Here is a 22,604-nt window from a genome sequence, read left to right on the forward strand (position 1 = left end):
TCGGAAACCCGGCTCAGGCGGGTTGCGGAACCACCGTCATCGCGTGCTTCACCAGCCGGATCAGCGCGATCTTGCTCGAATCCCGCTGCCGCGCGTCGCACATCACGATCGGGACGCCGTCGGGCACCACGAGCGCCTCGCGGATCTCGTCGGCGGTGTAGCGCGGCGCGTTGTCGAAGCAGTTCACCGCCACGACGAACGGGATCTTCCGCCGCTCGAAGAAGTCCACCGCCGCGAAGCTGGTCTCCAGCCGGCGCGTGTCGACCAGCACGACGGTGCCGATCGCGCCGCGCGCCAGGTCGTCCCACATGAACCAGAACCGTTCCTGGCCAGGGGTGCCGAACAGGTAGAGCACGTGCCGCGGCGAGATGGTGATCCGGCCGAAGTCGAGCGCGACCGTGGTGGTCTTCTTCTGTTCCACGCCGGAAAGGTCGTCGACGCCGGTGCTCGCCTCGGTGAGCACCTCCTCGGTGGACAGCGGCGGGATTTCGCTGACCGAGGCGACCATGGTGGTCTTCCCGGCGCCGAACCCGCCCGCGACGATGATCTTGACCGGGGTCGGCACCGACGCCGCGGCGTCTTCAGAGCTTGATGAGGCCATCGAGAACCGCCTGGAGAGTTTCGTGGTCCGGCACCTGGGCCGGCTGACGGGACGGGGCGCGGGTGATGACGAGACCGCGGTCGATCAGGTCCCCGCACAGCACGCGCACGACGCCGAGCGGCAGCTTCACGTACACCGCGATCTCGGCCACCGACAAGGGTCTGCGGCACAGCTGCGTGATCGCCAGGTGCTCCGGGCCGAGCCCGACCGGGTCCGATCCCTGCTGCAGGGTCATCACCTGGGTGGAAAGGTCGAGCTGGTGTTCGGACGGGGTCCGTCCGCTCGTGATCGTGTACGGCCGGACCAGGGGTCCGGCGGCCTCGTCGTACCAGCCGTCGTCGCTCATGTCGCCTCCCGCAGCAGGTTCGCGGCCTCGCGCGGCGCCGACGCCAGGTAGTCGCCGACGCGCTTGACCAGCCGGTTCATCTCGTACGCGATCATTTCGACATCGATGTCCGCGCCGGCGAGCACGGCGAGGCACGCGCCCTGCCCCGCCGCCGAGACGAACAGGTACCCGCGTTCCATCTCGATCATGTTCTGCAGCACCGGCCCGCGGTTGAACTGCCTGCTCACCCCTTTGGCGAGGCTCTGCAGGCTCGACGCGATGGCCGAGAGCTGGTCCGAGTCGTCCTTGCTCATCCCGGACGACTTGCCGAGCAGCAGGCCGTCGGCGGACAGCACGATGGCGTTCTGCGCGCCGACGACGCGGTTGACGACGTCGTCGAGCAGCCAATTGAGATCAGGGGTGGAATTCCCGTACTCGTTCATGCGGACAGACCCTGACTTTCGGTGTGGTGAGGTGTTCGGTCGTTATGAGTCATTTTGCCCGCCTCGCGCCCGGCGGGTGCCCTTGTGGAACGCCATCAGCGTCCGCGCGGTGGTCTCGCCCGCGTTGGTCACGTCCGCCTCGGCGGCGGCGTCCGGGTCGTCGTGCAGCTGGGCGACGAGGTTCTGCTGCGGCTGCCGGCGCGGGAGCCGGGGCCGGTCGTCGCCCTGCAGCCCGCTGAGGTCCGGTTCGGCGGCGCGCGGCGCGGCCGGGACGTCCGGGATCTGGCCCGCGGACGGGGGATACGGCTCCGGGGTGCGCGGGCTCGGCGTCGGAAGCGGACGGGCCGGGTGCGGCCGCGGCGTCGGCTGCGGAGCCTCCGGGATCGATCGCTGGACGGCGCTTTCCTGCGCGGGCGCGCCGACCTGGGCCAGCGCCGGGGCCTCGTCCGCGGGTTCGGGCGCGTTCGCGTCGGCGAGGTGGTTCGACGGGATCAGCACGGTCGCCCGGGTGCCGCCGTAGCGCGACGGGTCGAAGGTGACCGTGATGCCGAGCCGCGAAGCCAGCCGCGCGACCACGAACAGGCCGAGGCTGGAGTCCGCGCGCAGCGCCATCGCGTCGAATTCGGGCGCGTCGGCCATCATCGCGTTAGCCCACTCGCGCACGCCCTCCTTCATGCCCAGCCCCTGGTCGGACACGTCGACCACGACGCCGCGCGCGACCATCCGGCTGGTCACCTCGACCTGCGAACCCGGCGGGGAGAACGACGTCGCGTTGTCGACCAGCTCGGCGACGAGGTGAATGGTGTCGGCGACCGCGGTGCCGACGATCGCGACGTCCGGCACCTGCTCGACCTGCACCCGCGAGTACTGCTCGGTTTCCGAGACGGCCGCGCGCAGCACCTCCATCAGCGAAACCGGTTTGCGCCAGCGCCGTCCGGGCTGCTTGCCGCCGAGGATGATCAGGTTCTCGGTGGTCCGCCGGGCACGCGCGGCGAGGTGGTCGAGCTGGAACAGCGAAGCCAGCTGGGTCGAGTTCTCTTCGCGGCTTTCCATTTCGTCCAAGATCTGCAGCTGCCGGTGCACCAGCACCTGGTTGCGGTGGGCGATGCCGAGGAACACGTTGTGCACACCGCTGCGCGCCTTCGCCTCGCTCGCGGCCGCGTTGACCGCGGTCAGCTGCGCGGTGTTGAACGCCTCGGCCACCTGGCCGATCTCGTCCCGGCCGTGGTCCAGCTTCGGCAGCTCGGCCTCGATGTCCACCGGATCGCCGCTCTTGAGCCTGCGGACGATGTTCGGCAGCCGGTTGCGCGCCAGGTCGAGCGAGTCGTTGCGCAGCCGCTCGAGGCGCGTCATCAGGGTCCGGTCGACGAGCGACCGCGACACCCGCACCGCGACGATGATCGCGGCCAGCGAGGCGAGCAGGGCCACGATGCTGCCGATGATCGCGTTGCGCAGCTGCGCATTCCCGGAGTCGATCGCGGCGGCGGAAACCTGGTCGGCCTGTTCGATGGTGAGCTGGTTCAGACCTTGCGCGACCTGTGCGGTCAGCGCGTGCCAGTCGCCCGCCGATACCGGGACGTTGTTCTGGTCGCCGCTGGTCCACGGGCCGTGCTTGATCAGCGAGTCCTCGGCCGCGTTGAGCCGTTTCCACGCGTCGCTCGTCGAAAGCTGCTGGTAGTGCTGGCGCACGGCCGGTTCGAGGAACGGCGAGATCTGCGCCAGCTGCGTGCGGTAGTAGCCGACCAGCTGGGAGAACTGGACGAAGTCGTCCGGCGCGAAGGTGCCGCCGGAGAACGCGGCCGACACCAGCGACGTCTCGCGCGACATCAGGTCGCCCGCGCGGAACAGCGAGGTCGCCGAGATCGCGCCCTGCACCGCGGTCGCGTCGGGGACGATGCGCGCCTGCGTGTCGAACAGCGTCGCCGCGGAGTCGAGGACGCCGTTGTAGTAGGAGTTGACCTGCGCGCGGTTGATGCTGCGGAAGTTGACCTGCGAGCGCAGCACCGGCAGCTGGTCGAGCTGCGCCTTCAGCGCGGTGACCTTGCCGGCGATCTCGTCCGGCGCGCTGGAAATGGTGGCGGCGAAGGCGTCCTGCAGACCCTTCAGCTTGCCGTCGCTGTCCTGCTCCTGTTGCTGCAGCTGCTGCGGGCCGGAGCTGGGGCTGTCGAGGTACTGCAGGGCGAGCTGGCGTTCCTGCTGCAGCGACGACAGCGCGGTGAGCGCGGGGATCGAAACGTCACGCACCGAGCCCGCGACGAGCCGCACGTACAAGCCGTTGATGAAGAAGGCCGTCGCCAGCACCGCCCACAACACGAGCAGGGTGATGCTCGGGATCAGGACCGTCCGGGTCAGCCTCTTCCGGATCGACTTGTCGTACGCCTTGCCGGGATCGTCCTTGTTCTCCACGATGATTCACGAACTCCTGGGTCACCCTCGGCGAGAGTGCGGACACGGCCGGGGAAGCGGACACGCCAGTGGGTGCGAGTGGTCCTCGTCACGGAAATCTCGGATACACCCTTCGTAGGCCCACCGAACGGAACAGCCCCGGTTTCTATCACGAACGGGGGCCTCGTGGTGCCGCTGAACGTGCGGCCGAACGCGGTCTTGACGCCGGTTACCGACGGTAGCGGCGGGTTCCCCCGGCGTTTCCCGAGGCCCTGGCCCTGACTGCGGATTCCGGACCAACGGGCTGGGCTGAATGAGTGATTCAAAAAGTGTCCGGACACTCAGTCGAGGTTCCGGGTGGTGGAACTGTCGGCGAATTGACTTGTCGACAGTTGCTGTCCACAGTGGACTAATGAGCGACCCCGAGGTGTCGGGCCGAGGAACGGAAGCAGTTCGATGCCGTCCTGAAGCGCGGCGAGGGTGCGCAGGACTCCGGCGCCGCCGGTGGCGACGTCGGCGGACAGTCGTAGCAGGCGAGCGCCGGGGAAGGCAAGGCCGCCGCGGAACGGGACCGCGTACCAGGAAAGCCGCGTCAGGTGCCGGTCGATCGCGTCCTGCGTGCGCCGGTCCGGCGTGCTGCTGAAGGCCAGTCCGGCGGCGAGTCCGCAGCGGCCGTTCAGCAGGCCGGGATGGAGCGCGAACTCCCCGCGGCACGCGACGCGCAGTGCGGGCAGGCTGCGCGCGGCCTTCGCGTCGAAGCGGTACCGCGCCAGTTGTTCGGTGACGATCAGGATTCCGGCGCTGCCGATTCCCGCCCCGCGGCGCGAACCGCGGTTGCCGTCGCGGACCGGCAGCGAGCCGTCCAGCGCCGGGACGCATTCCTCCAGGTCGCGTTCGAGTGCCTGGTCGGCGAACGACAGCCAGGCCGGTTCGCCGGTGCGTTCGTAGAGCCGGAGGAACAGCAGCGCGGGGCCGGACCAGCCGTACAGAAGCCCGGCTCGCGCGGTCGCTCCCGGCGGTTCCGCGGTGTCCAGTGCCTCGGCGAGCCGGATGCCGATGTTCAGCGCCTGCCTGCCGAATTCGTTGTCGCCGCGGGTCGCGGCGAAGTGCAGCCGGGTCAGGCCGACGCCGGCCAGCCCGCTCGCGAGATCGTGGCCGACGGTCTGGTCCACCAGCGCGCGCGAGGCGGCGAGGAGATCGGCCGCGGCCTTCCGATAGCCGAATTCCTCCAGCACGTAAGCGATTCCGTGGCTGCCGTCGTAGAAACCCGCGCGGCTGGGCTGTTCTCCCTCGATCGCTTCCAGCAGCCACTGCTCGTGCTCGGGAAACCGGCCGACGCCCGCGACGTGCAGCGAGTGCAGCACGCCCGCCGCGCCGGTGCCGAAGGTCGCGCCGCCGACGCGGAACTGCTCGATGTCGCCGGGGAACAGGCGATCCCGCCGCTCCGGGGTCGCGCACGCGAGCAGGGCTTCGGCGATCTGCTTGCGCACCAGGGTCCAATCGGGACGGGGTTCGTCGAGTTCGGTGTGCGCGGGCTCGGTGTGCGGCGCGATGCTGTCGGCGTACCCGGCGGGCAGCGAGAACCGGCGTTCGGTGAGCTCAGCCGCCCAGCGGAGGCGTTCCGGCACCAGGTGATAGAGCGGGGCCAGCGGCAGGAAGAGGCGCAGCCGCAGGGCGGTTTCGTCGCGGTCGAAGCCGGTCAGCGACACCGTGCCGGAGCTGTCGACCAGGATGTTGCGCGGGTTTTCGACCACGACGCCGCGTTCGGCGGCTTCGGCGACGATCCGGTCGACCTGCGCCACCACGGACAACGCCTGCCTGCGGTAGGCGGCGAGGTCGGCTTCGGGGCAGTCGCGGCGGGTGAGCGGGTAATGCCGGGTGAGCCAGACGTCCAGCGGCAGGCCCTGGCGGTACTCCCGCACCAGGTAGTGCCGCTGTCCGGGCAGGTAGGCGTGGGTCTTCGGGATGCCGGGGATTCCCGCGAGCCGCTCGAAAAGGTCGTGTTTGCGCTCGAGTCGCGCGACCGCGTCGACGCCGTCGCCGTCCAGTCCGGTGTAGGGCCAGGCCTCCTCGACGAGCACCTGCTCGCCACCGCGTTCGGCCAGGTAGACGGCGGTGCCGTGGGCTTGGCGGAGCACCTCGGCGACCCGGTGCGGCGGCATCGGCGCGTCGGTGTACTCCGCGACGCAGTCGGGGATCCGGACCCAGTTCGGCACGGAGAACTCCGGGCCCCGCGGCGCGGGTTCGAGTGCGCTGCTCGGCCTGCGCAACGCGGGCACGCGAGCGCCGCCGTGTTCGGTCCACAGGGGCGTGAATCCCCCGTAATGCACGTGAATCGGGCATTCCCCGCAACGGAGCGCGCCGTCGATATCCGGTCCGGGCTCGCCGGTGAGGAGTTCGGAAAGATCGTCGAGGATCCGTTCGAGCGCGTTATTGTCGGGAGGATAAATAGTGGCCAGTGCACCGGTTCCGCCGGTCGTCGGATATTCGGCATTGCGGTCGAGGAAAATCGACCGGGAACGCAGATGCCGGTGGTGCAGCCCGGCGGTCCGGCAGTACTCGCGGACGCGGTCCAGTACCCGGTCGGCATTGCCCGGAGCGGCGGAAATCTCCACGGCCCAGCCCTGTTCCGGCAAAACGGCTCCGGCGGGGTGGAGGTAACGCCAGTGTCCGTGGTCCTCGGCAGTCCATTGTGGACTGTAGAGCGGGACGGCCAGGTCGTCGGCGGATATTTCCCGTCGGCGGTCGAAGAACCACGGATCGGCGAGGCAGAATGCCTCGTGCCGGACGTTCATGAAAGTGGATCCTTCCGCGTGTGCGCTTCTCCGGTTCTCCGGCGACGGAAACCATTCCCGCACAGCTTCGCCGTCGCGCCAATCCGCCATTTCAGCGTTCGGCCGACCCGAGCGGGGCGAGAATAAAACCGGCGGTGACGAACCGAGAGTGAGTTGCCGTCGCCCGGTCGGGCGGGATTTCCGTGGCATTCGGGAATTGACGGAATGCCAGCGACCCGTTCCGGTGAACGTGGCCCCGGCCACGCCGTCGGCCCCTCGCCCGTCCGGGGCGGTGAGCCAGGCGGGTACGTTGAGGCCGGCGGGCAGAAGGAGGAACGGGTGATCGTCGGGTTCGCGATAGCGGTCGCTGGATGCGCCGCGCTCGTCGCGCTGTGGAGTTTCGTCCAGGCGGCGCGCAAGAAACTCCCGGACACCCCGCTGCTCGTCGCGCTCGCGGTGATCGAGGTGCTGCTGGTCGCCCAGCTCGTGATCGGGATCGTGCTGCTCGCGAGCGGGCACCACCCGGGCAGCCTCGCGACCTACCTCGCCTACCTGATCGGCTGCCTCGTCGTGCTGCCGGTCGGCGCGGCGTGGGCGCTTGCCGAGCAGAGCCGGTCGAGCACGGTCGTGCTCGGCATCGCCTGCCTGGCCATTCCGGTGATGGTGCTGCGACTGAACGAGGTGTGGAGTGGAGCAAGCGCGTAAGACGGCCACCGGCCCCGGCCGGATCCTGGTCGCGGTGTACGCCATCTTCGCGCTCGCCGCGACGTCGCGGGCGGGCGTCCAGATCGGCACGAAATTCCACGAGGCGCCGCTGGCGTACGTGCTGTCGGCCTTCGCCGCGGTGGTCTACATCCTGGCCACGATCGCGCTCGCGCGCGGCGGCCGGACGTGGTGGCGGATCGCGCTCGCCGCGTGCACCGTCGAACTGCTGGGCGTGCTGACCGTCGGCACCCTGAGCATCTTCGACCGGCAGGCGTTCCCGGACGCCACGGTCTGGTCGGTGTACGGACAGGGATACCTGTTCATCCCGCTGGTGCTCCCGGTGATCGGCCTGTACTGGCTGCGCCGGACCCGGATCGCCGGCTGAGGAACAGTACGCGGAACTGTCCGTAGCGGCGGTAGCAGCGGAAGAACAGGTGGTCCCCGGCTACTTTCGCCGGTTCTGGTTCCTGGGCGACGCCCTGATGATCGGGGTTCCCCGTCCCCACCGGAACCGCGGCGACGAAGCCGCAGAAACGAGAGACCATGCGTTTGCGCACCTGTTTACTCGTGCTCGCTACCGCGCTTGGCCTGGCCGGATTCGCCGGAGAGGCCGCCGCCGCCAGCGGACCGGCCTCGACCCCGGCGATCATCGGCGGCGGTTACGCCTCCAACGCCCCGTGGGCCGCGCGGCTGTTCGTGAACGGGCAGCAGAACTGCACGGCCACGATCATCGCGCCGCAGTACATCCTCACCGCGAAGCACTGTGTCGCCTCCAGCGGCACCTACACCTTCCGCATCGGCAGCCTCGACCAGAGCAGCGGCGGCACGATGGCCACCGGCGCCGCGATCACGCGCTACCCGGGCGCCGCTGACCTGGCGATCGTCCGGTTGTCCAGCTCGGTGAACGCGACGTACTCGCCGCTCGGCACCTCGACCGACGTCCGCGCCGGGCAGACCGTGCAGGTGTACGGCTGGGGCGCGACGAGCCGCTGCGGTTCGGAGATCAACTGCCAGTCGCGGTACCTCAAGGTCGCCAACGTGCGCGTCACGACGCCGTCGTGCAGCGACTACGAAGGCGGCGTCGCGGTGTGCGCGACGTACGGCGACGGCATCACCGCGGGCGGCGACTCGGGCGGCCCGATGTTCGCGTCCGGACGGCAGGTGGGCGTCGCGTCGACCAGCGACCGGCAGAGCAGCACCGCGTACACCAACATCACGCGGTACCGCAGCTGGATCTCGCAGGTCGCGGGCGTCTGAGTTTTCCGACGTCTGATTTTGTCGGTGGTCCGGCCTAGTGTTGGGAGTGCGCACCGATTCCGTTGCGCGGAGGAGGAGAACATGCCCGACAAGCTGATCCCGGGGCCGGACCACCCGATCACCGTTGAGCCCAACCCCGCGCGGGTGGTGGTCAAGGCAGGCGAGAAGACCATCGCCGACACCACCCGCGCGCAGGTGCTGCGCGAGGCCAGCTATCCGCCGGTGCAGTACATCCCGCTGGAAGATGTCGACCTGGCGATGCTGTCGCCCACCGAGCACCGCACGCACTGCCCGTACAAGGGCGACGCTTCCTACTACAGCCTCGCCGCGGTGCCGGACGGCGAGAACGCGGTGTGGGTGTACGAGGCTCCGTACGACGCGGTGGCTGCGATCAAGGGGCACGTGGCGTTCTATCCGGATCGGGTGGAGATCGAGGAGGTCGGTTGAGGGGTGCTTGCTTTGGCGCAGGGCTGATCCTGATTCGCTGGCCTGGTGCGCTGCTGATGCGGGATTGGCGCTGATCCGGCCCGCTCCGCGTGCGGGAGATCCGGATTCGGCGTCGCTCGCGGCGTGGTGCGGCTCAGCAGTCCCGTGCTGGGCTGGGGTGCGGTGCTGATTGGCGCTTGAGTGCGGCTCGGCGGTTCAGCGGCGTGGTGCTGAGCCGCGGCGCGGTGTTGAGCTGTGGCGCGGTGTTGAGCTGTGGTGTGGTGCGGCTCGGTGGTTCAGTGCGGCTCAGCGGTGCGTGCTGATCATTGGGTCGGCGCGGCGCGGTGCCGCGATGTGGTGCTGATTGGCGCTTGGGTGCGGCTCGGTGGTTCAGCGGTGTGGTGCTGAGCCGCGGCGCGGTGGTGATTGGCGCTTCGGTTCGGCTCGGCGGTCCGGTGCTGAGCTGTGGTGTGGTGCGGCTCGGTGGTTCGGTGCGGCGCAGCGGTGCGTGCTGGTCATTGGGTCGGCGCGGCACCGCGGTGTGGTGCGGCTCGGCGGTTCAGCGCGGCTCAGCGATGCGTGCGGGTCAGCGGTTCGGTGCCTTTCAGTGCGGTTCAGCGGTCCACTTCGAGCCAGGACGCCTCTCCTGCTTGGTGCAGTGCGTTCCACAGCAGGTTGAGGGGATGGCTGTCCGGGTACGAGGATCGTTCGCCGCGCCGGGCGAACACGCCGACGAGGAGTTCGAGTTTCGGCTCGATGTCGTCGACGAGGCCGATGGTGCGCAATCCGGAGGCGGCGTGCAGGCGGTTTTCGCCCGCGGCCTCGCCGAGCCCTTGGGTGACGAGCATGCAGCCGCGGATCAAGCCCGAGCGGAGCAGTTCGAATCCGTATTGCGCGGAGTCGATCTCGGCGACGATGTCGAGCCGGTTGCGGTAGTCGGAGCCGAACCAGCCGCGCATAAAGTCGTTGATCACGCCGCCGCTGGGCACGACGAGCGGGAGCGTCGGCAATTGGCTGGTGGCGACGGACTCGCCGGGTTTCGGAGTGTCCATATTGGTCACGATGCCGAGTCCGCTGCGCCGCCATTCGAGCACGTCGACGGAGTCGAGCGCGCTGGTCGTGACGACGCTGCCGCACACGAGATCCACGTCCTTGGCCAGCAACCGGTCGATCAGGTCCTTGGTGCGCACGTGCACCACGTTGAGTTCGATGTCGCGGGCGCGGAACTGCTCGGCCACGAGATCGCCGGCGTGGGCGAGGCTGCCGAGGGTGTAGCGAGTCGCGCCGACGGTGAGCGTTCCGCCGAGTTCGCGCCGGCATTCGTGAATGGTGTCCAGCCATTCGGTGAGCGTGCGGCGCGCTTGCTGTGCGACGGCGCGTCCGGTGTCGGTGAAAAGAACGTCGCGGCCGCGTCCCTGGCGGTGCAACAATGGTTCTCCGCACAATTCTGAGAAATTGCGGTTGAGAGTGTCGAGTTGTTTTTGCACACTGGACTGGTCGCGGCCGAGCGTGCGGGCGGCGGCGAGGGCGGTGCCGGTTTCCGCGACCGTGATCAGCGTGCGCAACTGGTCGAACGTCGTGTCGAGCAGGGCAGGCGACGAGCGCAGGAGCCTGCTGAGCACGTTGAACGACGGCGACCGGAACGGGCTGGGTGCGGACATCGGGCAGGGCTCGCCTTCTCATTCTCTTCGCGGACGTCGGAGAGCCTAACGCGGCGTTCCTGATCTCGCGGCCAGTTAAAAAAATCTGTAGATAATATCGGCGAACCAGTGGACGGCGCAAGCAGTCGGCGGGAAACTCCGTGACGCTTGATTCGATTGCTGATCCAAGGAGTTCGACAGAAGTGAGTTCGTACAGTTCCACCGGTGCGCGCCGTTCGCGCACCCTGACCGTCGGCGGAGGGTTGGGGTTGCTCGGCGCGCTCAGCGGACTGCTGTGGGGTGCGATGGTGCTGGTGCAGGGCGAGAGCCTGATCCGCCCGGCCATGCAGGAATACTTGCAGACCGAAGGCCGCGACCTGGCCTCGAGCGGTCTGCTCACGGTCGACGACCTGACCGGAATCGCCATGCCGTCGTTCACCACCCGCGCGGCGATCTGGCTGGTCATCGGCGTGGTGACCCTGGTGTCGGCCGCGATGGTGCTTGCCGCGCACAACTGGGCCCGGGTGGTGCTGACGGTGTTCGCGGTCTTCGGCATCGGCCTGGGCCTGCGCGACCTGATCGACGTGAACCCGGCTCTGCTGAACGCCTTCGACGCCATCGCGGTGGTGAGCCTGCTGGCGGTGCTCGTGGTGCAGTGGCTGCCCGGGGCCAACCGGGCGGTTCGGGCGCGCAAGAACGCGGTGATCGCGCGGAAGGCCGCGGCGTTCGCGGTCTGATGGGTTCTTGACGGTTTTTGCGGTCGGCACGTCTGAGGGGTCGTGCCGCTCGGGAAAGCCGATCCGCCAAACGCGTCCGGAGGGCGGCTGTGTCGGGGGCAGCCGTAGAGGGCGGCCGTGTTGTGGCGGCGTTTCACAGACCGGCGTTTCCGGCAAATCCGTTTGAGGGGACGGATGGCGGGGAGCGCCGACGTCATCGAGGGGAGTGCCGTACGAGGGGGAGTTCCGCCTCGCCGCGTGACAGCGGCGAGGCGGGACCGTCAAGGACGTATTGGCGTTCGCGCTCGTCTTCTCAGCACAATTTGTTCAGCCCGCCAGCGCTAAGACAGCGCCCGCTTCCACATTTCGGCGGCGCAGCAGCACAGCTCGCTCGGCTTCACCGCGGCCGGATCTAGCAGGCACTGCAGCGCGATGCCGCGGAGTTGCCCGACGATGGCCACGGCGATCTGCTCCGGATCGACGTCGGCGCGGATGGTGCCCTCGGTGATTCCCGCGATGAGCTCCTGGCGCAGGTCGTCGCGGAACGCGTTGTCGCGTTCGCGGAAGATCGGGGCGAGTTCGCGCGAGGTCATCGACTCCGCCCACAGCACCAGAAACGCCCGGCTCAGCACGTCAGGGTCGCTGAGCCGGGACAGGTAGCCGTCGATCAGTCGCAGCAGCCGGTCCAGGCCGGGCGGCAGGGTGTCCAAGCCGGGGACGAAAGCGGTCTGCGTGGTGCGGGCGAGCTGTTCCAGCAGCGCTTGTTTCCCGCCGAAGTGGTGGGTGACCAGGCCGCGGCTGTACCCGGCCCGCTCGCCGACGCGCGCCAAGGTCACGGCGCGTACGCCTTCCTCGACGACCAACTCCGCGGCGGCTTCCAGCAAAGCGGCCGACGCCTGGTCTCGGCGTTCCTGCTGCGTGCGGCGCTGCGTGGTCACGGGAAGAAACTCTACAACATACTTGCCAGCCGACAAGCAAGTATGCGTAGAGTGGGAGCGACGATGAGGGAGGAAGTCCGATGACCGCAGTGTTTGTCCACGGCAATCCCGAAACCGCCGCGGTGTGGGAGCCACTGCTTGCCGAACTGGGCGACCGGTCGACCGTGTGCCTGTCCCCGCCCGGATTCGGCGTGCCGTGGCCGGAGGGGTTCGGCGCGACGGCGGTCGAGTACCGCGACTGGCTGATCGCCGAGTTGGAGAAGTTCCCCGAACCGGTCGACCTGGTCGGGCACGACTGGGGCGGCGCGCACGTCCTCAACGCCGTCATGGCGCGCCCGGAATTGGTGCGCACCTGGGCCAGTGACACGGCCGGCGCGTTCGACCCGGATTACGTCTGGCACGACCTCGCGCAGGTGTGGCAGAAGCCGGGCGTCGGCGAGGAAGCCGTCGCGGCGATGTTCGGTGCGCCGGCGGAAGCCCGGGCCGCGCGCCTGGTCAGCGGTGGCATGCACGAGGCGGTGGCGGCCAAGGTCGCCGAGGGGATGAACGACGACATGGCCCGCGCGGTGCTTCCGCTCTACCGGTCCGCGGCGCAGCCCGCGCTCGCGGAGTCCGGCCGGAATCTCGGACGCGCGGCGGAGCGCCCGGGGCTCGTCGTGCTGGCGACCGAGGACCACTACGTCGGGACGGACGAGCAGCGGCGCCGTTCGGCCGAGCGGGCCGGGGCGAAGGTCGCGGTGCTGGAGGGGCTCGGGCACTGGTGGATGACGCAGGACCCGGTCCAGGGCGCGCGGGTGCTCACGGAGTTCTGGGACTCGTCCAAATAGGACAGTTCAGGCCCGCGCGACGAGATGGAACACCCGGCTGAGCCGCCGGTACGGATCTCGTCGCGCGGCCTCCAGTTCGACCTCCGCGATCTCGCCGATCCGGCTCTCGTCGACGTCCAGGTCCATCCAGTCGGCGAACAGCCAAACCCCGTACCAGGCAAGCGGTTCGGCTCCCTGTCCGACGAGCAGCTGCGATAGCCCCGCGACCGTGTCGGCGCGCGTGTCCACGCCGAGGACGCCCCGTTCGCCCTGCGCGTCGAACGCCGTCAGCGCGTCGCTCCACCGTCCTTCCAGCGCGGGGAGGACGGCCAGTGTCTCGGCGTTGAGCGCCATCACCGAGACGATCCCGCCCGGTGCCGCGCAGGCGCACAGCGCGTCGATCATCGGCACGGGATCGTCCACATACATCAGCACGCCGTGGCACAGCACCGCGTCGAATTTCTGGCCCGCGACCGCCGTGACGGCGTCCTCGCCGCGGCCGCGCACAAACTGGACGCGCTCGCGAACCTCAGCCGATTCCGAAGCGAGACGCTGCTCCGCCTTCGACAGCATCGCGTCGGACGAATCCAGCAGGACGACGTCGTAACCTAGGCGTGCCAAGGGGAAAGACTGATGCCCGGCCCCGCCGCCGACGTCGAGCACCGTCGCCGGCGGCGGAGGCAGGTGTGCCAGGAGCTGCTGGTGCAGGACGTACGTGCGCACTCGGCCTTTGACGGTCGCGTACGCACCTTCCACGAACGGACTCGCCAGCGCGGCCCAGGCGTCGGTCTCCATGCCGTTCATAGTGCGCCCGGACCGGTAGTGACGCGCGTCACATAAAGTCCATGTCCAGAACCCGCCCGCGCCTCCGACCACTCCGCGAAAGACCCCGAAACCACGAGGAGCAAGACGATGAAGTTCCTGATCAGCCTGCACATCAACCAGTCCGTCCTCGACGCGCTGACCGAAGAGGAGAAGGAAGCCCTCGGCAACGGCGTCACCGCGTTCATGGAGTCGACGAAGAAGTCCGGCGAACTGATCGCCGCCCAGGCCCTTGCCGACCCCTCGCAGGCCGCGGTCGTGTCGGTCCGCAACGGGCAGCCGGTGGTGACCGACGGGCCGTTTCTCGAGTCCAAGGAGTTCCTCGGCGGCTACTACATGATCGACGTCGAGAGCAAGGAACGCGCGATCGAGCTGGCCGCGCAGGTTCCGGACGCCGCGATCGAGGGGCTCGGCGTCGAGGTGCGCCAGGTGATGTTCTCGGAAGGACAATTGGACGCGTGACCACCCCATCCGTCGAGGACCTGCTGCGCGAACTCGTGCCGCAGGTTCTTGGCGTGCTGGTGCGCCGGTACGGCCAGTTCGAGGGCTGCGAGGACGCCGTGCAAGAGGCGGTCCTCGCGGCTTCTCAGCAATGGCCGGTCGAAGGCGTGCCGGACAATCCGCGCGGCTGGCTGTCGACGGTCGCGTCCCGGCGCTATGTCGACCAGCTGCGCAGCGACCTGGCGCGCCGCGAGCGGGAGCTGGCGAACGCTGCCGAGGCCGTGCCCGAGGTGCCGGACACCGACGACACGCTGCTCCTGCTGTTCATGTGCTGCCATCCGGCGCTGACCCCGGCGTCGCAGACCGCGCTGACCCTGCGTGCGGTCGGCGGTCTGACGACGGCCGAGATCGCCCGCGCGTTCCTGGTACCGGAGGGCACGATGGCTGCCCGGATCAGCCGTGCCAAACAGCGGATCAAGGCGGCGGGCAGTTCGTTCCCGAGCTCGGAGGAACCGGAGCGGCTGAATGTCGTGCTGCAGGTGCTGTACCTGATTTTCAACGAGGGCTACACCGCGTCGTCCGGCTCCGATCTGCACCGCGCTGACCTGGCCTACGAGGCGATCCGGCTGGCCAGGATGGTGCACGACCGGCTGCCGGACGACAGCGAGGTGACCGGTCTGCTCGCGTTGATGCTGCTGACGCACGCGCGCCGGACGGCCCGCACGACACCGTCCGGCGACCTGGTCCCGCTGGCCGATCAAGACCGCACGACGTGGGACCGCGCCATGCTTGACGAGGGCACTGAGCTGGCGAAAGCGTCGCTGGCGGGTTCGGAGCTCGGTCCGTACCAGCTGCAGGCGGCCATCGCCGCGACACACGCCGACGCGGCGACCGCGGACGAGACCAACTGGCGGCAGGTGCACGCGCTTTACCTGATCCTGGAACGGATCGCACCCAATCCGGTGGTGACGTTGAACCGGGCGATCGCGCTCGCCGAAACCGAGGGCCCGCGCGCCGGGCTCGCCCTGTTGTCCACATTGGACAGCGAGGAGCGGATAGCCCGGCATCACCGGTTGCTGTCGGTGCGGGCGCATTTGCTGGAGAAAGCCGGGGATCTGCCTGGCGCGTACGAGAACTACCGGCTGGCCGCGAAGGCGACGGCGAGTATCGCGGAGAAGCGTTATCTGGAATCCCGGGCCGCCAAGGTGCGCGAGTGAATTCTCCGTGCCCGGGCTCGCGGGCCGGTCGCGAAGTCGAGTAGGTTGCGCTGCGTGTCCCGGACGTCTGCGAGCGTGCCTGACGAGGTCATGCGCGGCTCGATCGTGGACCGGTTGTTCGCCCGCGCCGGCGACGAACGGCCGTTGTTCACCCACCAAGAGCACACTCGTGGCGTCGAGCACACGCTGTCGTGGGCGGAATTCGCCGCCAAAGTCCGGATCGTGGCCGGGGAATTGCGCCGGGTCGCGGAACCGGGCGAGCGCGTCGCGATCCTCGCCGGACAGGAACTCGCTTATCCGCTGGCGTTTTTCGGCGCGCTCGCCGCCGGAATGGTCGCGGTTCCGTTGATGCTGCCGGGCAATCGCGCGCAGGCCGACCGGCTTTCCGGGGTCCTCGCCGATTCCGGTGCGCGCGTGTGGGCGACGTCGTCGGCGGTCGCGGCGAAGGTGCGCGAGTTCAGCGATCCCGGCGACCTCGTGGTGGTGGACGAGCTGTCCGGACCGGGCGTCGACCCGGTCCACGTGGCTCCGGAAAGCCCTGCCTACCTGCAGTACACGTCGGGATCGACACGCGAACCGGCGGGCGCGGTGATCCCGCACCGGGCGATCGTCGCGGCTTGCTGGCAGGCCAGCCAGGCGTACGCCTCGGACGAGCAGACGACCTGTGCCGGCTGGATCCCGTTCTTCCACGACATGGGCCTGATCCAGCTGCTGTGCCTGCCCGTTTACGTCGGCGGCCGGTCGGTGTTCATGTCGCCGGCAGAGTTCGTGCACCGGCCGCAGCGGTGGCTGCGCCAGCTCTCGGACTATCCGGCCGTCTTCACCGCGGCCCCGAATTTCGCCTACGACCTCGCCGCCGACGTCGGCGCGGAGGACGACCTCGACCTCTCGGACGTCCGGGTCGCGCTCAACGGAGCCGAACCCGTCCGGCCGCGCACGGTCGAGCGGTTCCACGAGGTGTTCGGCCCGCGCGGGTTCCGCGCCGAGGCGCATCGGCCGTCGTACGGACTGGCCGAGGCCACGGTGTACGTCGCGAGCGCGGGCGAGGAAGGGCCGCGCGGCGCGGTGCTTGACCGGGAAGCGCTTGCCCAGGGCCGCGCCGTCGAAACGCCGGACGGCCAGCCGGTGATGTCGGTGGGACGGCCGGTCGGGCAGCTCGTCCGGATCGTCCACGACGGACACGAGCAGCCCGAGGGCGAGGTCGGCGAGATCTGGGTGCACGGCCCGAACGTCGCGTCCGGCTACTGGGGCCGCGGCGACGCGGACTCGTTCGGCGGGGTCCTCGACGGGCTCGACGGCTGGCTGCGCACCGGCGACCTGGGCGTGTTCCACCGCGGCGACCTCTACGTCACCGGCCGGCTCAAGGACCTGATCGTCGTCGACGGCCGCAACTTCCATCCGCAGGACCTCGAGGCGGCGGCGGGCGAGGCGCACCCGGCGATCCGGCGCGACCGGGTCGCCGCGTTCGGCGTCGCCGACGACCAGGGCGAGGGCGCGATGGTGGTCGCGGAATGGGTGCGCGGAGCGGAAGCCGAGGTCAAGGACGTGACCCGGGCCGTGCTGCGAGCGGTGTCGAGGGAGCACGATCTCACGCTCCGTGCGGTACACCTGGTCCCTTCTGGCGGACTTCCGCGCACTTCCAGCGGAAAGGTCGCCCGGTCGGCCGCCAAGGCGCGTTACGGTGGCGTCCGTGGGTGATCACTGCGCCGAGGTCACGAAGGTCGTCAGCGACACCTTCCGGCTCGACCCGGCCCTCGTCGTGCCCGACGCTCCGCTCGAGGAGCTCGGCATCGACTCGAAGGGCCGGATCCGGCTTCTCGCCGCGCTGGAGATCTACTACGACGTGTCGATCGATCTGGACGAGCTCGATCGGTTCACCGATGTGGAATCCGTGGCGGACGTGCTCGCGGAGGCCCTGACAGCTTGCCGAGCTGAGGAGAAGCACTGAAATGAGCGGTGGGGGCGGGTACACCGCGACAACCGAAGCGTTGTCGAAGGCGTCGAAGAAGATCGGCGACCTGGCGGAGAAGCTGCTTGACGACAATCCGGACCTCGAAACCTCCGAGCTGACCAAGGAGAAGTTCGGCCGGGTGCACCAAGCGCACGCCGACAAGTACCTCGAGGGAACCAAACAGCTGTGGGGCGCGCTCTCCGGCTACAGCAAGGCGCTCGAATCGTTCGGCACGAACATCAGCACCGCCGGGTCTGCCTACGGCACGAACGAGGACAACCAGTCCGGCGCCATCACCAAGACCGGCAACGGCGTCGACGGGATCCTCTGATGGCGGACGAGAACAAGCCGAAGACGTGGCCGGATGTCAAAAAGCTGCTCGACAACTCGGCGGTGCCGCCGGAGCTGAAGGACGGCCTGCTCCGGGCGTGGGTCCACGAGCACCCGCATCCCGAAGGCGACGAGGGCCAGGACGTCGCGAAGTACATCAAGTCGTACGGACGCACGTTCATCACCGTTCCGAACAACCCGTTCGCGGCTCCTGGCGGCGCCCCGCCGCTCGAGCAGGTCTATGAAGAGGCCCGGCAAAAAGGCCAGCAGAACAGCTACAACCAGGACGAGAAGAAGAAGGAAGTCGACAAGGGCAAGGGCGAGCTCGACAAGAAGGCCCCGCCCGCTCCTGGTGAGGGCAAGGACGCCGGGGCCACCGGCACGAAGACGTCCGACGAGCTCTTCGACCCCGCGGCGGCCGCGCTGAGGGTGTTCGAGACCTTCGGCGGGCTGCTCGAGAAGCTCCCCGACGACTGCAAGGGCAACACGCGCAAGCTCGACCTCGACAAGGACATCCGCGGTCCGTTCGACGAGCAGCGCGGCATCAGCTTCGAGGGTTTCGTCAACGACGCCATCCATTTCAAGCACGGCTCGGAAACCGTGAAGGCGACGCTGACCGATACCGGAACCGAGCTGGGCACCCTCTTCGGAACCTGGACCGGGGCGGGCGCCGACGCGGCGTCGGACCGGTACAACGAGAGCATCCAGAAGAAGGCCGCGAAGCTGGGGGAGGACCTCAGCCACGCCAGCGAAGCGACGCTGCACACCACGAAGACGCTGTTCGACCTGTGCAAGGGCAAGGCCGACCAGGTCATCGCCCTGTACCGCGATCAGGTCGGCAAGGCCGACTACACGATGGCGCAGAAGGTCATCGCGGTCGCCAACGGCGAGCACGGCAGCGTCGACGACCTGGCCCAGATCGCCGGCTGGATGGACTACAACTTCGGCACCAACCTGGTCGACACCCTCAACGACCAGGGCTGCTGCAACGACGACGAGATCCAGAGCCACGGCAAGGACCTTGCCAAGCAGTGGATCATGAACCAGTTCAACCCCGACATGTGGGACACCATCTACAAGGGGTTCGAGAAGGCTTGCAAGGACGCCAAGGACCTCGTCGACAAGGCCTACGACGCCCTTGACAAGGAAATGGGCAAGATCAAGAACAAGTTCGAGGGCGCCAAGGACGGCGGGGCAGGCGGAGCAGGCGGCCCGGGCGGTCCCGGCGGCGGTGGTCCTGGCGGTGGGGGTCAGGGTCCCGGCGGCGGTGGTCCCGGTGGGGGCGGCCAGGGTCCTGGCGGCGGCTACGGCGGCGGTCAGGGCGGGTCTGGCGACTATGGCGGTGGCCAGGGCGGGTCTGGCGACTATGGCGGCGGCCCGGGCGGTCCCGGCGACGGCACCGGTGGGGGAACCGGCGGCGGTCCTGGCGGCGGATCCGGTTCGGACACGCCGCAGGGCGACCACCCCGGTGGTTCCGGAGGCGGTATCGGGGGCGGATCCGGTTCGGGCGGCGGGTCCGGCAGCGGGTCGGGCAGTGGTTCCGGCGGGGGCGGCGGGAAGGTCCCCGACCTGGACGTCCCGTCCGATTCGCCGGGCGGCGGCCCCCTCGGCGGCGGCTCGGGCGGAGGCCCCGGCGGCGGGACTGGCGGCGGCGGTCCGGTGGACGGCCCGCCGATCAAGACCGATCCCGGCGGGTCCGGCGGGTCTGGTTCCGGTGGTTCGTCGGGCTCGGGCGGTTCGGGTTCCGGCGGCGGACAGGACCAGCACCAGGCCGAGGAAGAGGCCAAGCAGCGGGCCGAGGAAGAGGCCAAACAGAAGGCTCAGGCGGAGGCCAAGCAAAAGGCCGAGGCCGCGATGGAGTCGCTGAAGAAGGACGCGCAGGGCAGCCACGGCGGCGGCCCCCTCGGCGGACCCGGCGGCGGTGAACCCGGCTCGACCGGCGGCGACGGCAAGGGTCCCGACGGCAAGGGCCCGGACGACAAGGTTCCCGGCGACGACAAGACCTCCGGCGACAAGGGCGGAGGCGGTTCACCTGGCGGCGGTGGTCCGGTGGACGGCCCGCCGATCAAGACCGACCCGGCTGACGGCGGCCCCGGCGGCGACGACGGCAAGCCCGGCGAGGACAAGAACCACGACGGCAAACCGGACGACGACGGCAAGGGTCACGACGGCAAACCGGGCGAGGACAAGAACCACGACGGCAAGCCCGACGACGACAAGGGCCATGACGGCAAGCCGGACGAAGACGGTCGCGATGTCCTGAAGGTCAAGCAGGGCGACAAGACCTTCGAAATGTCCGAGCCGGACCACGACGGCAAGATGGACATCAAGATCGGCGAGGGCTCCGGGAACGTCAAGGACTTCAAGATCGACTGGTCCGACGACAAGTCCGCGCACGGCGGCGACGGCCAGCACGACGACGCCCAGGTCCACCACCCCGGTCCGGACGGCAAGATCCACCTCCGCGACGGCGACACGAAGATCACCGCCGAGCGTCCGGACGGGCCGAACGGGCCGACCGTCGTCACGGTCGACGACGGCAAGGGCAACCCGACGACCTACACGCTCGGCGAGGAAGACCAGAAGCAGGGCATCCACGAGGTCGACCACCGCCCGGACGCACCCGGCGACAGCACCGGACGGCACCACGCGGGCGACGGTCCCGGCGACCACAAGGGACCCGACCACAAGGGACCCGACGGCAACGGGCACGGCGGCGCCTCGCCCAGCAGCAGCCACCCCGGGCGTCCGATCGAGGGCGGGCCAGGTCCGGAGATGTCGCACACCGGCGGCCCGTTCGGCGAACATCCGGCGGGAGGCGGCCCCGGTCCGGTGCACCCCGGCGAGCCAGTTCAGCCGCTGCACCACGGTGTTCCGAGCGGTGCGCCGGGCCATCCGATCGAGGGCGGCCCGGGCCCGGAGATGTCGCATTCGGGCGGTCCGGCCCAGCCGTTGCACCACGGCGTCCCGAGCGGTGCTCCCGGCCATCCGATCGAGGGCGGCCCCGGTCCGGAGATCTCGCACAGCGGCGGTCCGGGCGTGCCCGCCGGCGCACCGAGCGCTCCGCTGCACGGCGGGCCCGTGGTCGGCGTCGACCACACGCCGGTCGCCGGCACCCAAACCGGCGGCGGGTTCTCGCAGCCGGCGGGCGATCACTCCGGTCAGCCGGGGCAGTCCGGCAGTTCCGGGATGCCTGGCATGGGCGCGATGGGCGGCGGACACGGCGGCGGTGGCGGTGGCGGCGAAACCGAGCGGCGCGCGGCGTATCGCGTGGAGGGCGCGGTCTTCGACAACCTCGGGGAGCCCGCCAGCCGGATCACTGGTTCACTCGACGATGACGACGACGCGCCGATCATCCGGACCAGGTAGGAGGCACGCATGAGCGAAACCGCCGCGATGAAGGCCGAACTGGACGCGCTGGTCCGGGAGCAGGCCGATCGCCGGGCCCTGCGCGAGCAGAAGGCCGAGGAGATCAAGGCGCAGTCCCAGGAGTACATGACCAAGCAGGTGCAGGCGGCCGAACGGTACGTCCAGCACCGGCGGGAGATGGGGAAGCGCAAGACCAAGTCCGGGTGGAGCACGGACCGGCCGAGCACCGATCCGCCCTCGGCGTTCGATTCCGACGAGTTCGGCAACGAGCCCGGTTCGGCGTCGCCGTTCGCGGTGACTCCGAATCAGCCCGCGTTGCGCAACGAAGCGCCGCGCCGTCCGACGCGTCGACCGCGTCCGGTGGAAGACGACGAGGACGACGACGCTTTCCTCAACAACCGTTGGCGCGATTGAGGTTCTGACCAGGGAGGGGGCTGTCCGGCCCCCTCCCTGCGGTCAGACCCGGACGAGCATTTTCCCGACGTTCTCCCCGCGCAGCATCCCGATGAACGCGTCCACGATGCTGGAAAACCCTTCTGCCACAGTCTCGTTCACGAGCACCTGCCCGCCGCGGACGTGCGGGATCAGGAATTCCTCGAACTCTTCGCGCGCGTCGAGGTGATCGCGCACCAGAAACCCTTCGATCCGAAGGCTTTTTCCGACCACGTCGAACAGGTTGTGCGGCGCGCTCGGCGGCGTGCGCAGGCTGTTGTACTGCGCGACTGAACCGCACCAGGCGACTCGGCCGCGCTCGCGGAGGACGTCGATCGCCGCGGCCAGGTGGTCGCCGCCGACGTTGTCGAAGTACACGTCGATTCCGTCCGGAGCCGCTTTCGCGAGGAGATCGGTGACGGAACCGTCGTGGTAGTTGAAGGCGGCGTCGAAACCGAGGTCGCGCGTCAGGTGCTCGACCTTCGCCGCCGATCCGGCGCTGCCCACGATCCGTCCCGCACCGAGCAACCGGGCGATCTGCCCGGCCGCGCTGCCCACCGCACCGGCGGCCGCGGAGATGAACACGTCGTCACCGGGACGGACCTGCGCGATCCGGGTGAGCCCGACGTACGCGGTGAGCCCGGTTCCGCCGAGAATGCCGAGGTAAGCGCTCAGCGGAACGCCGTCCGCTGGCGTGATCGTCCGGGCGTCGGCGCTGGTGAGGACCGCGTGGGTCGCCCAGCCGTGCCGATGGAACACCGTCGTGCCGACCGGCAGCGTCGGCTCCTTCGACTCGACCACCTCGCCGATCGTGCGACCTTCCAGACCCGCGCCCAGCTCCCAGCCGCCCCATTCCATGAACTCGCGCATGTACGGATCGACCGACAGGTAACGGTTTTCGACCAGCACCTGTCCGTCGGCGAGGTCCGGCAGCGGCTGGGCGACGAACTCGAAGTCGGCGGCGCTCGGCGCGCCCTCGGGACGGCGGACCTGGCGGACGGCGGTCAGGGACACGTGAATCTCCTT

The 22,604-nt window shown here is 69.4% G+C and carries 22 protein-coding genes; 13 read left to right on the plus strand and 9 right to left on the minus strand.

All coding sequences use genetic code 11. The annotated features are described in order from the left end of the window. Positions 1-13: 13 nt before the first annotated feature. From WA670_RS05950 to WA670_RS05970, 5 genes are all read right to left on the minus strand, one after another. Positions 14-601, minus strand: coding sequence for a GTP-binding protein (locus tag WA670_RS05950; protein ID WP_009071593.1), 588 nt, complete (start codon positions 599-601; stop codon positions 14-16). Beyond that, positions 582-947, minus strand: a complete 366-nt coding sequence (locus WA670_RS05955) for a DUF742 domain-containing protein (RefSeq protein ID WP_037807351.1) — start codon at positions 945-947, stop codon at positions 582-584. The genes WA670_RS05950 and WA670_RS05955 overlap by 20 nt, the downstream gene beginning before the upstream one ends. Then, complete coding sequence (locus WA670_RS05960; RefSeq protein ID WP_009071597.1) at positions 944-1,369, minus strand: roadblock/LC7 domain-containing protein; 426 nt, start codon at positions 1,367-1,369, stop codon at positions 944-946. Before WA670_RS05960 ends, WA670_RS05955 begins: the two co-directional genes overlap by 4 nt. A 42-nt stretch (positions 1,370-1,411) precedes the next feature. Next, a complete protein-coding gene (locus tag WA670_RS05965) occupies positions 1,412-3,775 on the minus strand; it encodes a sensor histidine kinase (RefSeq protein ID WP_336157095.1) in 2,364 nt (787 codons plus the stop codon). A 320-nt stretch (positions 3,776-4,095) separates the two neighbouring features. Continuing rightward, positions 4,096-6,549, minus strand: coding sequence for a class III lanthionine synthetase LanKC N-terminal domain-containing protein (locus WA670_RS05970; RefSeq protein WP_336157096.1), 2,454 nt, complete (start codon positions 6,547-6,549; stop codon positions 4,096-4,098). Positions 6,550-6,867: 318 nt separating this feature from the next. Here WA670_RS05970 and WA670_RS05975 point away from each other — a divergent pair, with 318 nt between their 5' ends. The 4 genes from WA670_RS05975 to WA670_RS05990 all read left to right on the plus strand — a co-directional run bounded on the left by WA670_RS05975 (position 6,868) and on the right by WA670_RS05990 (position 8,937). Then, the gene (locus WA670_RS05975) at positions 6,868-7,233 is read left to right on the plus strand and encodes a hypothetical protein (RefSeq protein WP_037807356.1); all 366 of its coding nucleotides are present in this window, start codon (positions 6,868-6,870) and stop codon (positions 7,231-7,233) included. Positions 7,234-7,255: 22 nt separating this feature from the next. Further along, positions 7,256-7,618: a hypothetical protein gene (locus WA670_RS05980; RefSeq protein ID WP_134664139.1), complete on the plus strand. Its 363-nt coding sequence runs from the start codon at positions 7,256-7,258 to the stop codon at positions 7,616-7,618. Between the two features lie 158 nt (positions 7,619-7,776). After that, positions 7,777-8,490, plus strand: a complete 714-nt coding sequence (locus WA670_RS05985) for a S1 family peptidase (protein WP_037807359.1) — start codon at positions 7,777-7,779, stop codon at positions 8,488-8,490. Between the two features lie 81 nt (positions 8,491-8,571). Then, on the plus strand, positions 8,572-8,937 hold the full coding sequence (locus WA670_RS05990; RefSeq protein ID WP_037807362.1) for a DUF427 domain-containing protein: 366 nt from the start codon (positions 8,572-8,574) through the stop codon (positions 8,935-8,937). A gap of 593 nt (positions 8,938-9,530) precedes the next feature. On the opposite strand, the gene WA670_RS05995 is transcribed toward WA670_RS05990, so the two are convergent. Next, on the minus strand, positions 9,531-10,577 hold the full coding sequence (locus WA670_RS05995) for a LysR family transcriptional regulator (RefSeq protein WP_037807364.1): 1,047 nt from the start codon (positions 10,575-10,577) through the stop codon (positions 9,531-9,533). A gap of 182 nt (positions 10,578-10,759) precedes the next feature. Between WA670_RS05995 and WA670_RS06000 the strand changes: the two genes are divergently transcribed. Next, positions 10,760-11,293, plus strand: a complete 534-nt coding sequence (locus WA670_RS06000; protein ID WP_336157097.1) for a hypothetical protein — start codon at positions 10,760-10,762, stop codon at positions 11,291-11,293. A 320-nt stretch (positions 11,294-11,613) separates the two neighbouring features. Here WA670_RS06000 and WA670_RS06005 read toward each other — a convergent pair whose 3' ends face one another. Next, positions 11,614-12,210, minus strand: coding sequence for a TetR/AcrR family transcriptional regulator (locus WA670_RS06005; RefSeq protein ID WP_336157098.1), 597 nt, complete (start codon positions 12,208-12,210; stop codon positions 11,614-11,616). Between the two features lie 80 nt (positions 12,211-12,290). Between WA670_RS06005 and WA670_RS06010 the strand changes: the two genes are divergently transcribed. Then, positions 12,291-13,037 (plus strand): alpha/beta fold hydrolase, encoded by a 747-nt coding sequence (locus tag WA670_RS06010; protein ID WP_238603536.1) that lies wholly within the window; start codon positions 12,291-12,293, stop codon positions 13,035-13,037. Positions 13,038-13,043: 6 nt separating this feature from the next. Here the strand turns inward: WA670_RS06010 and WA670_RS06015 are convergent, their stop codons facing one another. Beyond that, a complete protein-coding gene (locus WA670_RS06015) occupies positions 13,044-13,811 on the minus strand; it encodes a methyltransferase (protein WP_037807375.1) in 768 nt (255 codons plus the stop codon). A 117-nt stretch (positions 13,812-13,928) separates the two neighbouring features. Here WA670_RS06015 and WA670_RS06020 point away from each other — a divergent pair, with 117 nt between their 5' ends. The 7 genes from WA670_RS06020 to WA670_RS06050 all read left to right on the plus strand — a co-directional run bounded on the left by WA670_RS06020 (position 13,929) and on the right by WA670_RS06050 (position 21,560). Then, positions 13,929-14,300, plus strand: a complete 372-nt coding sequence (locus tag WA670_RS06020) for a YciI family protein (RefSeq protein WP_037807377.1) — start codon at positions 13,929-13,931, stop codon at positions 14,298-14,300. Next, complete coding sequence (locus tag WA670_RS06025; RefSeq protein ID WP_238603534.1) at positions 14,297-15,496, plus strand: RNA polymerase sigma factor; 1,200 nt, start codon at positions 14,297-14,299, stop codon at positions 15,494-15,496. Before WA670_RS06020 ends, WA670_RS06025 begins: the two co-directional genes overlap by 4 nt. Positions 15,497-15,586: 90 nt before the next feature. Next, positions 15,587-17,194, plus strand: coding sequence for a fatty acyl-AMP ligase (locus WA670_RS06030; protein WP_238608206.1), 1,608 nt, complete (start codon positions 15,587-15,589; stop codon positions 17,192-17,194). Next, entirely contained in the window at positions 17,187-17,444 is a 258-nt protein-coding gene (locus WA670_RS06035; RefSeq protein ID WP_037807706.1) for an acyl carrier protein, read from the plus strand. Before WA670_RS06030 ends, WA670_RS06035 begins: the two co-directional genes overlap by 8 nt. Position 17,445: 1 nt before the next feature. Beyond that, positions 17,446-17,778: a hypothetical protein gene (locus WA670_RS06040; protein WP_037807383.1), complete on the plus strand. Its 333-nt coding sequence runs from the start codon at positions 17,446-17,448 to the stop codon at positions 17,776-17,778. Beyond that, entirely contained in the window at positions 17,778-21,146 is a 3,369-nt protein-coding gene (locus WA670_RS06045; protein WP_336157099.1) for a hypothetical protein, read from the plus strand. The genes WA670_RS06040 and WA670_RS06045 overlap by 1 nt, the downstream gene beginning before the upstream one ends. A 9-nt stretch (positions 21,147-21,155) precedes the next feature. Further along, positions 21,156-21,560, plus strand: coding sequence for a hypothetical protein (locus WA670_RS06050; RefSeq protein WP_336157100.1), 405 nt, complete (start codon positions 21,156-21,158; stop codon positions 21,558-21,560). A 42-nt stretch (positions 21,561-21,602) separates the two neighbouring features. On the opposite strand, the gene WA670_RS06055 is transcribed toward WA670_RS06050, so the two are convergent. Continuing rightward, positions 21,603-22,592, minus strand: a complete 990-nt coding sequence (locus WA670_RS06055) for an NADP-dependent oxidoreductase (RefSeq protein WP_442893067.1) — start codon at positions 22,590-22,592, stop codon at positions 21,603-21,605. Between the last annotated feature and the right edge of the window lie 12 nt (positions 22,593-22,604).

This window comes from Amycolatopsis sp. VC5-11 (assembly GCF_037034185.1).
In the GTDB taxonomy this organism is placed as follows: Bacteria; Actinomycetota; Actinomycetes; order Mycobacteriales; family Pseudonocardiaceae; genus Amycolatopsis; species Amycolatopsis nivea.

Bases quoted from the DNA above. Each gene is read 5' to 3' on its own strand.
- WA670_RS06020 (WP_037807377.1), top strand. From the start codon at position 13,929: ATGAAGTTCCTGATCAGCCTGCACATCAACCAGTCCGTCCTCGACGCG.
- WA670_RS05985 (WP_037807359.1), top strand. From the start codon at position 7,777: ATGCGTTTGCGCACCTGTTTACTCGTGCTCGCTACCGCGCTTGGCCTG.
- WA670_RS05950 (WP_009071593.1), bottom strand. From the start codon at position 601: ATGGCCTCATCAAGCTCTGAAGACGCCGCGGCGTCGGTGCCGACCCCG.
- WA670_RS05960 (WP_009071597.1), bottom strand. From the start codon at position 1,369: ATGAACGAGTACGGGAATTCCACCCCTGATCTCAATTGGCTGCTCGAC.
- WA670_RS06010 (WP_238603536.1), top strand. From the start codon at position 12,291: ATGACCGCAGTGTTTGTCCACGGCAATCCCGAAACCGCCGCGGTGTGG.
- WA670_RS06050 (WP_336157100.1), top strand. From the start codon at position 21,156: ATGAGCGAAACCGCCGCGATGAAGGCCGAACTGGACGCGCTGGTCCGG.
- WA670_RS05955 (WP_037807351.1), bottom strand. From the start codon at position 947: ATGAGCGACGACGGCTGGTACGACGAGGCCGCCGGACCCCTGGTCCGG.
- WA670_RS05995 (WP_037807364.1), bottom strand. From the start codon at position 10,577: ATGTCCGCACCCAGCCCGTTCCGGTCGCCGTCGTTCAACGTGCTCAGC.
- WA670_RS05990 (WP_037807362.1), top strand. From the start codon at position 8,572: ATGCCCGACAAGCTGATCCCGGGGCCGGACCACCCGATCACCGTTGAG.
- WA670_RS06030 (WP_238608206.1), top strand. From the start codon at position 15,587: ATGCGCGGCTCGATCGTGGACCGGTTGTTCGCCCGCGCCGGCGACGAA.
- WA670_RS06045 (WP_336157099.1), top strand. From the start codon at position 17,778: ATGGCGGACGAGAACAAGCCGAAGACGTGGCCGGATGTCAAAAAGCTG.
- WA670_RS06015 (WP_037807375.1), bottom strand. From the start codon at position 13,811: ATGGAGACCGACGCCTGGGCCGCGCTGGCGAGTCCGTTCGTGGAAGGT.
- WA670_RS06040 (WP_037807383.1), top strand. From the start codon at position 17,446: ATGAGCGGTGGGGGCGGGTACACCGCGACAACCGAAGCGTTGTCGAAG.
- WA670_RS05970 (WP_336157096.1), bottom strand. From the start codon at position 6,549: ATGAACGTCCGGCACGAGGCATTCTGCCTCGCCGATCCGTGGTTCTTC.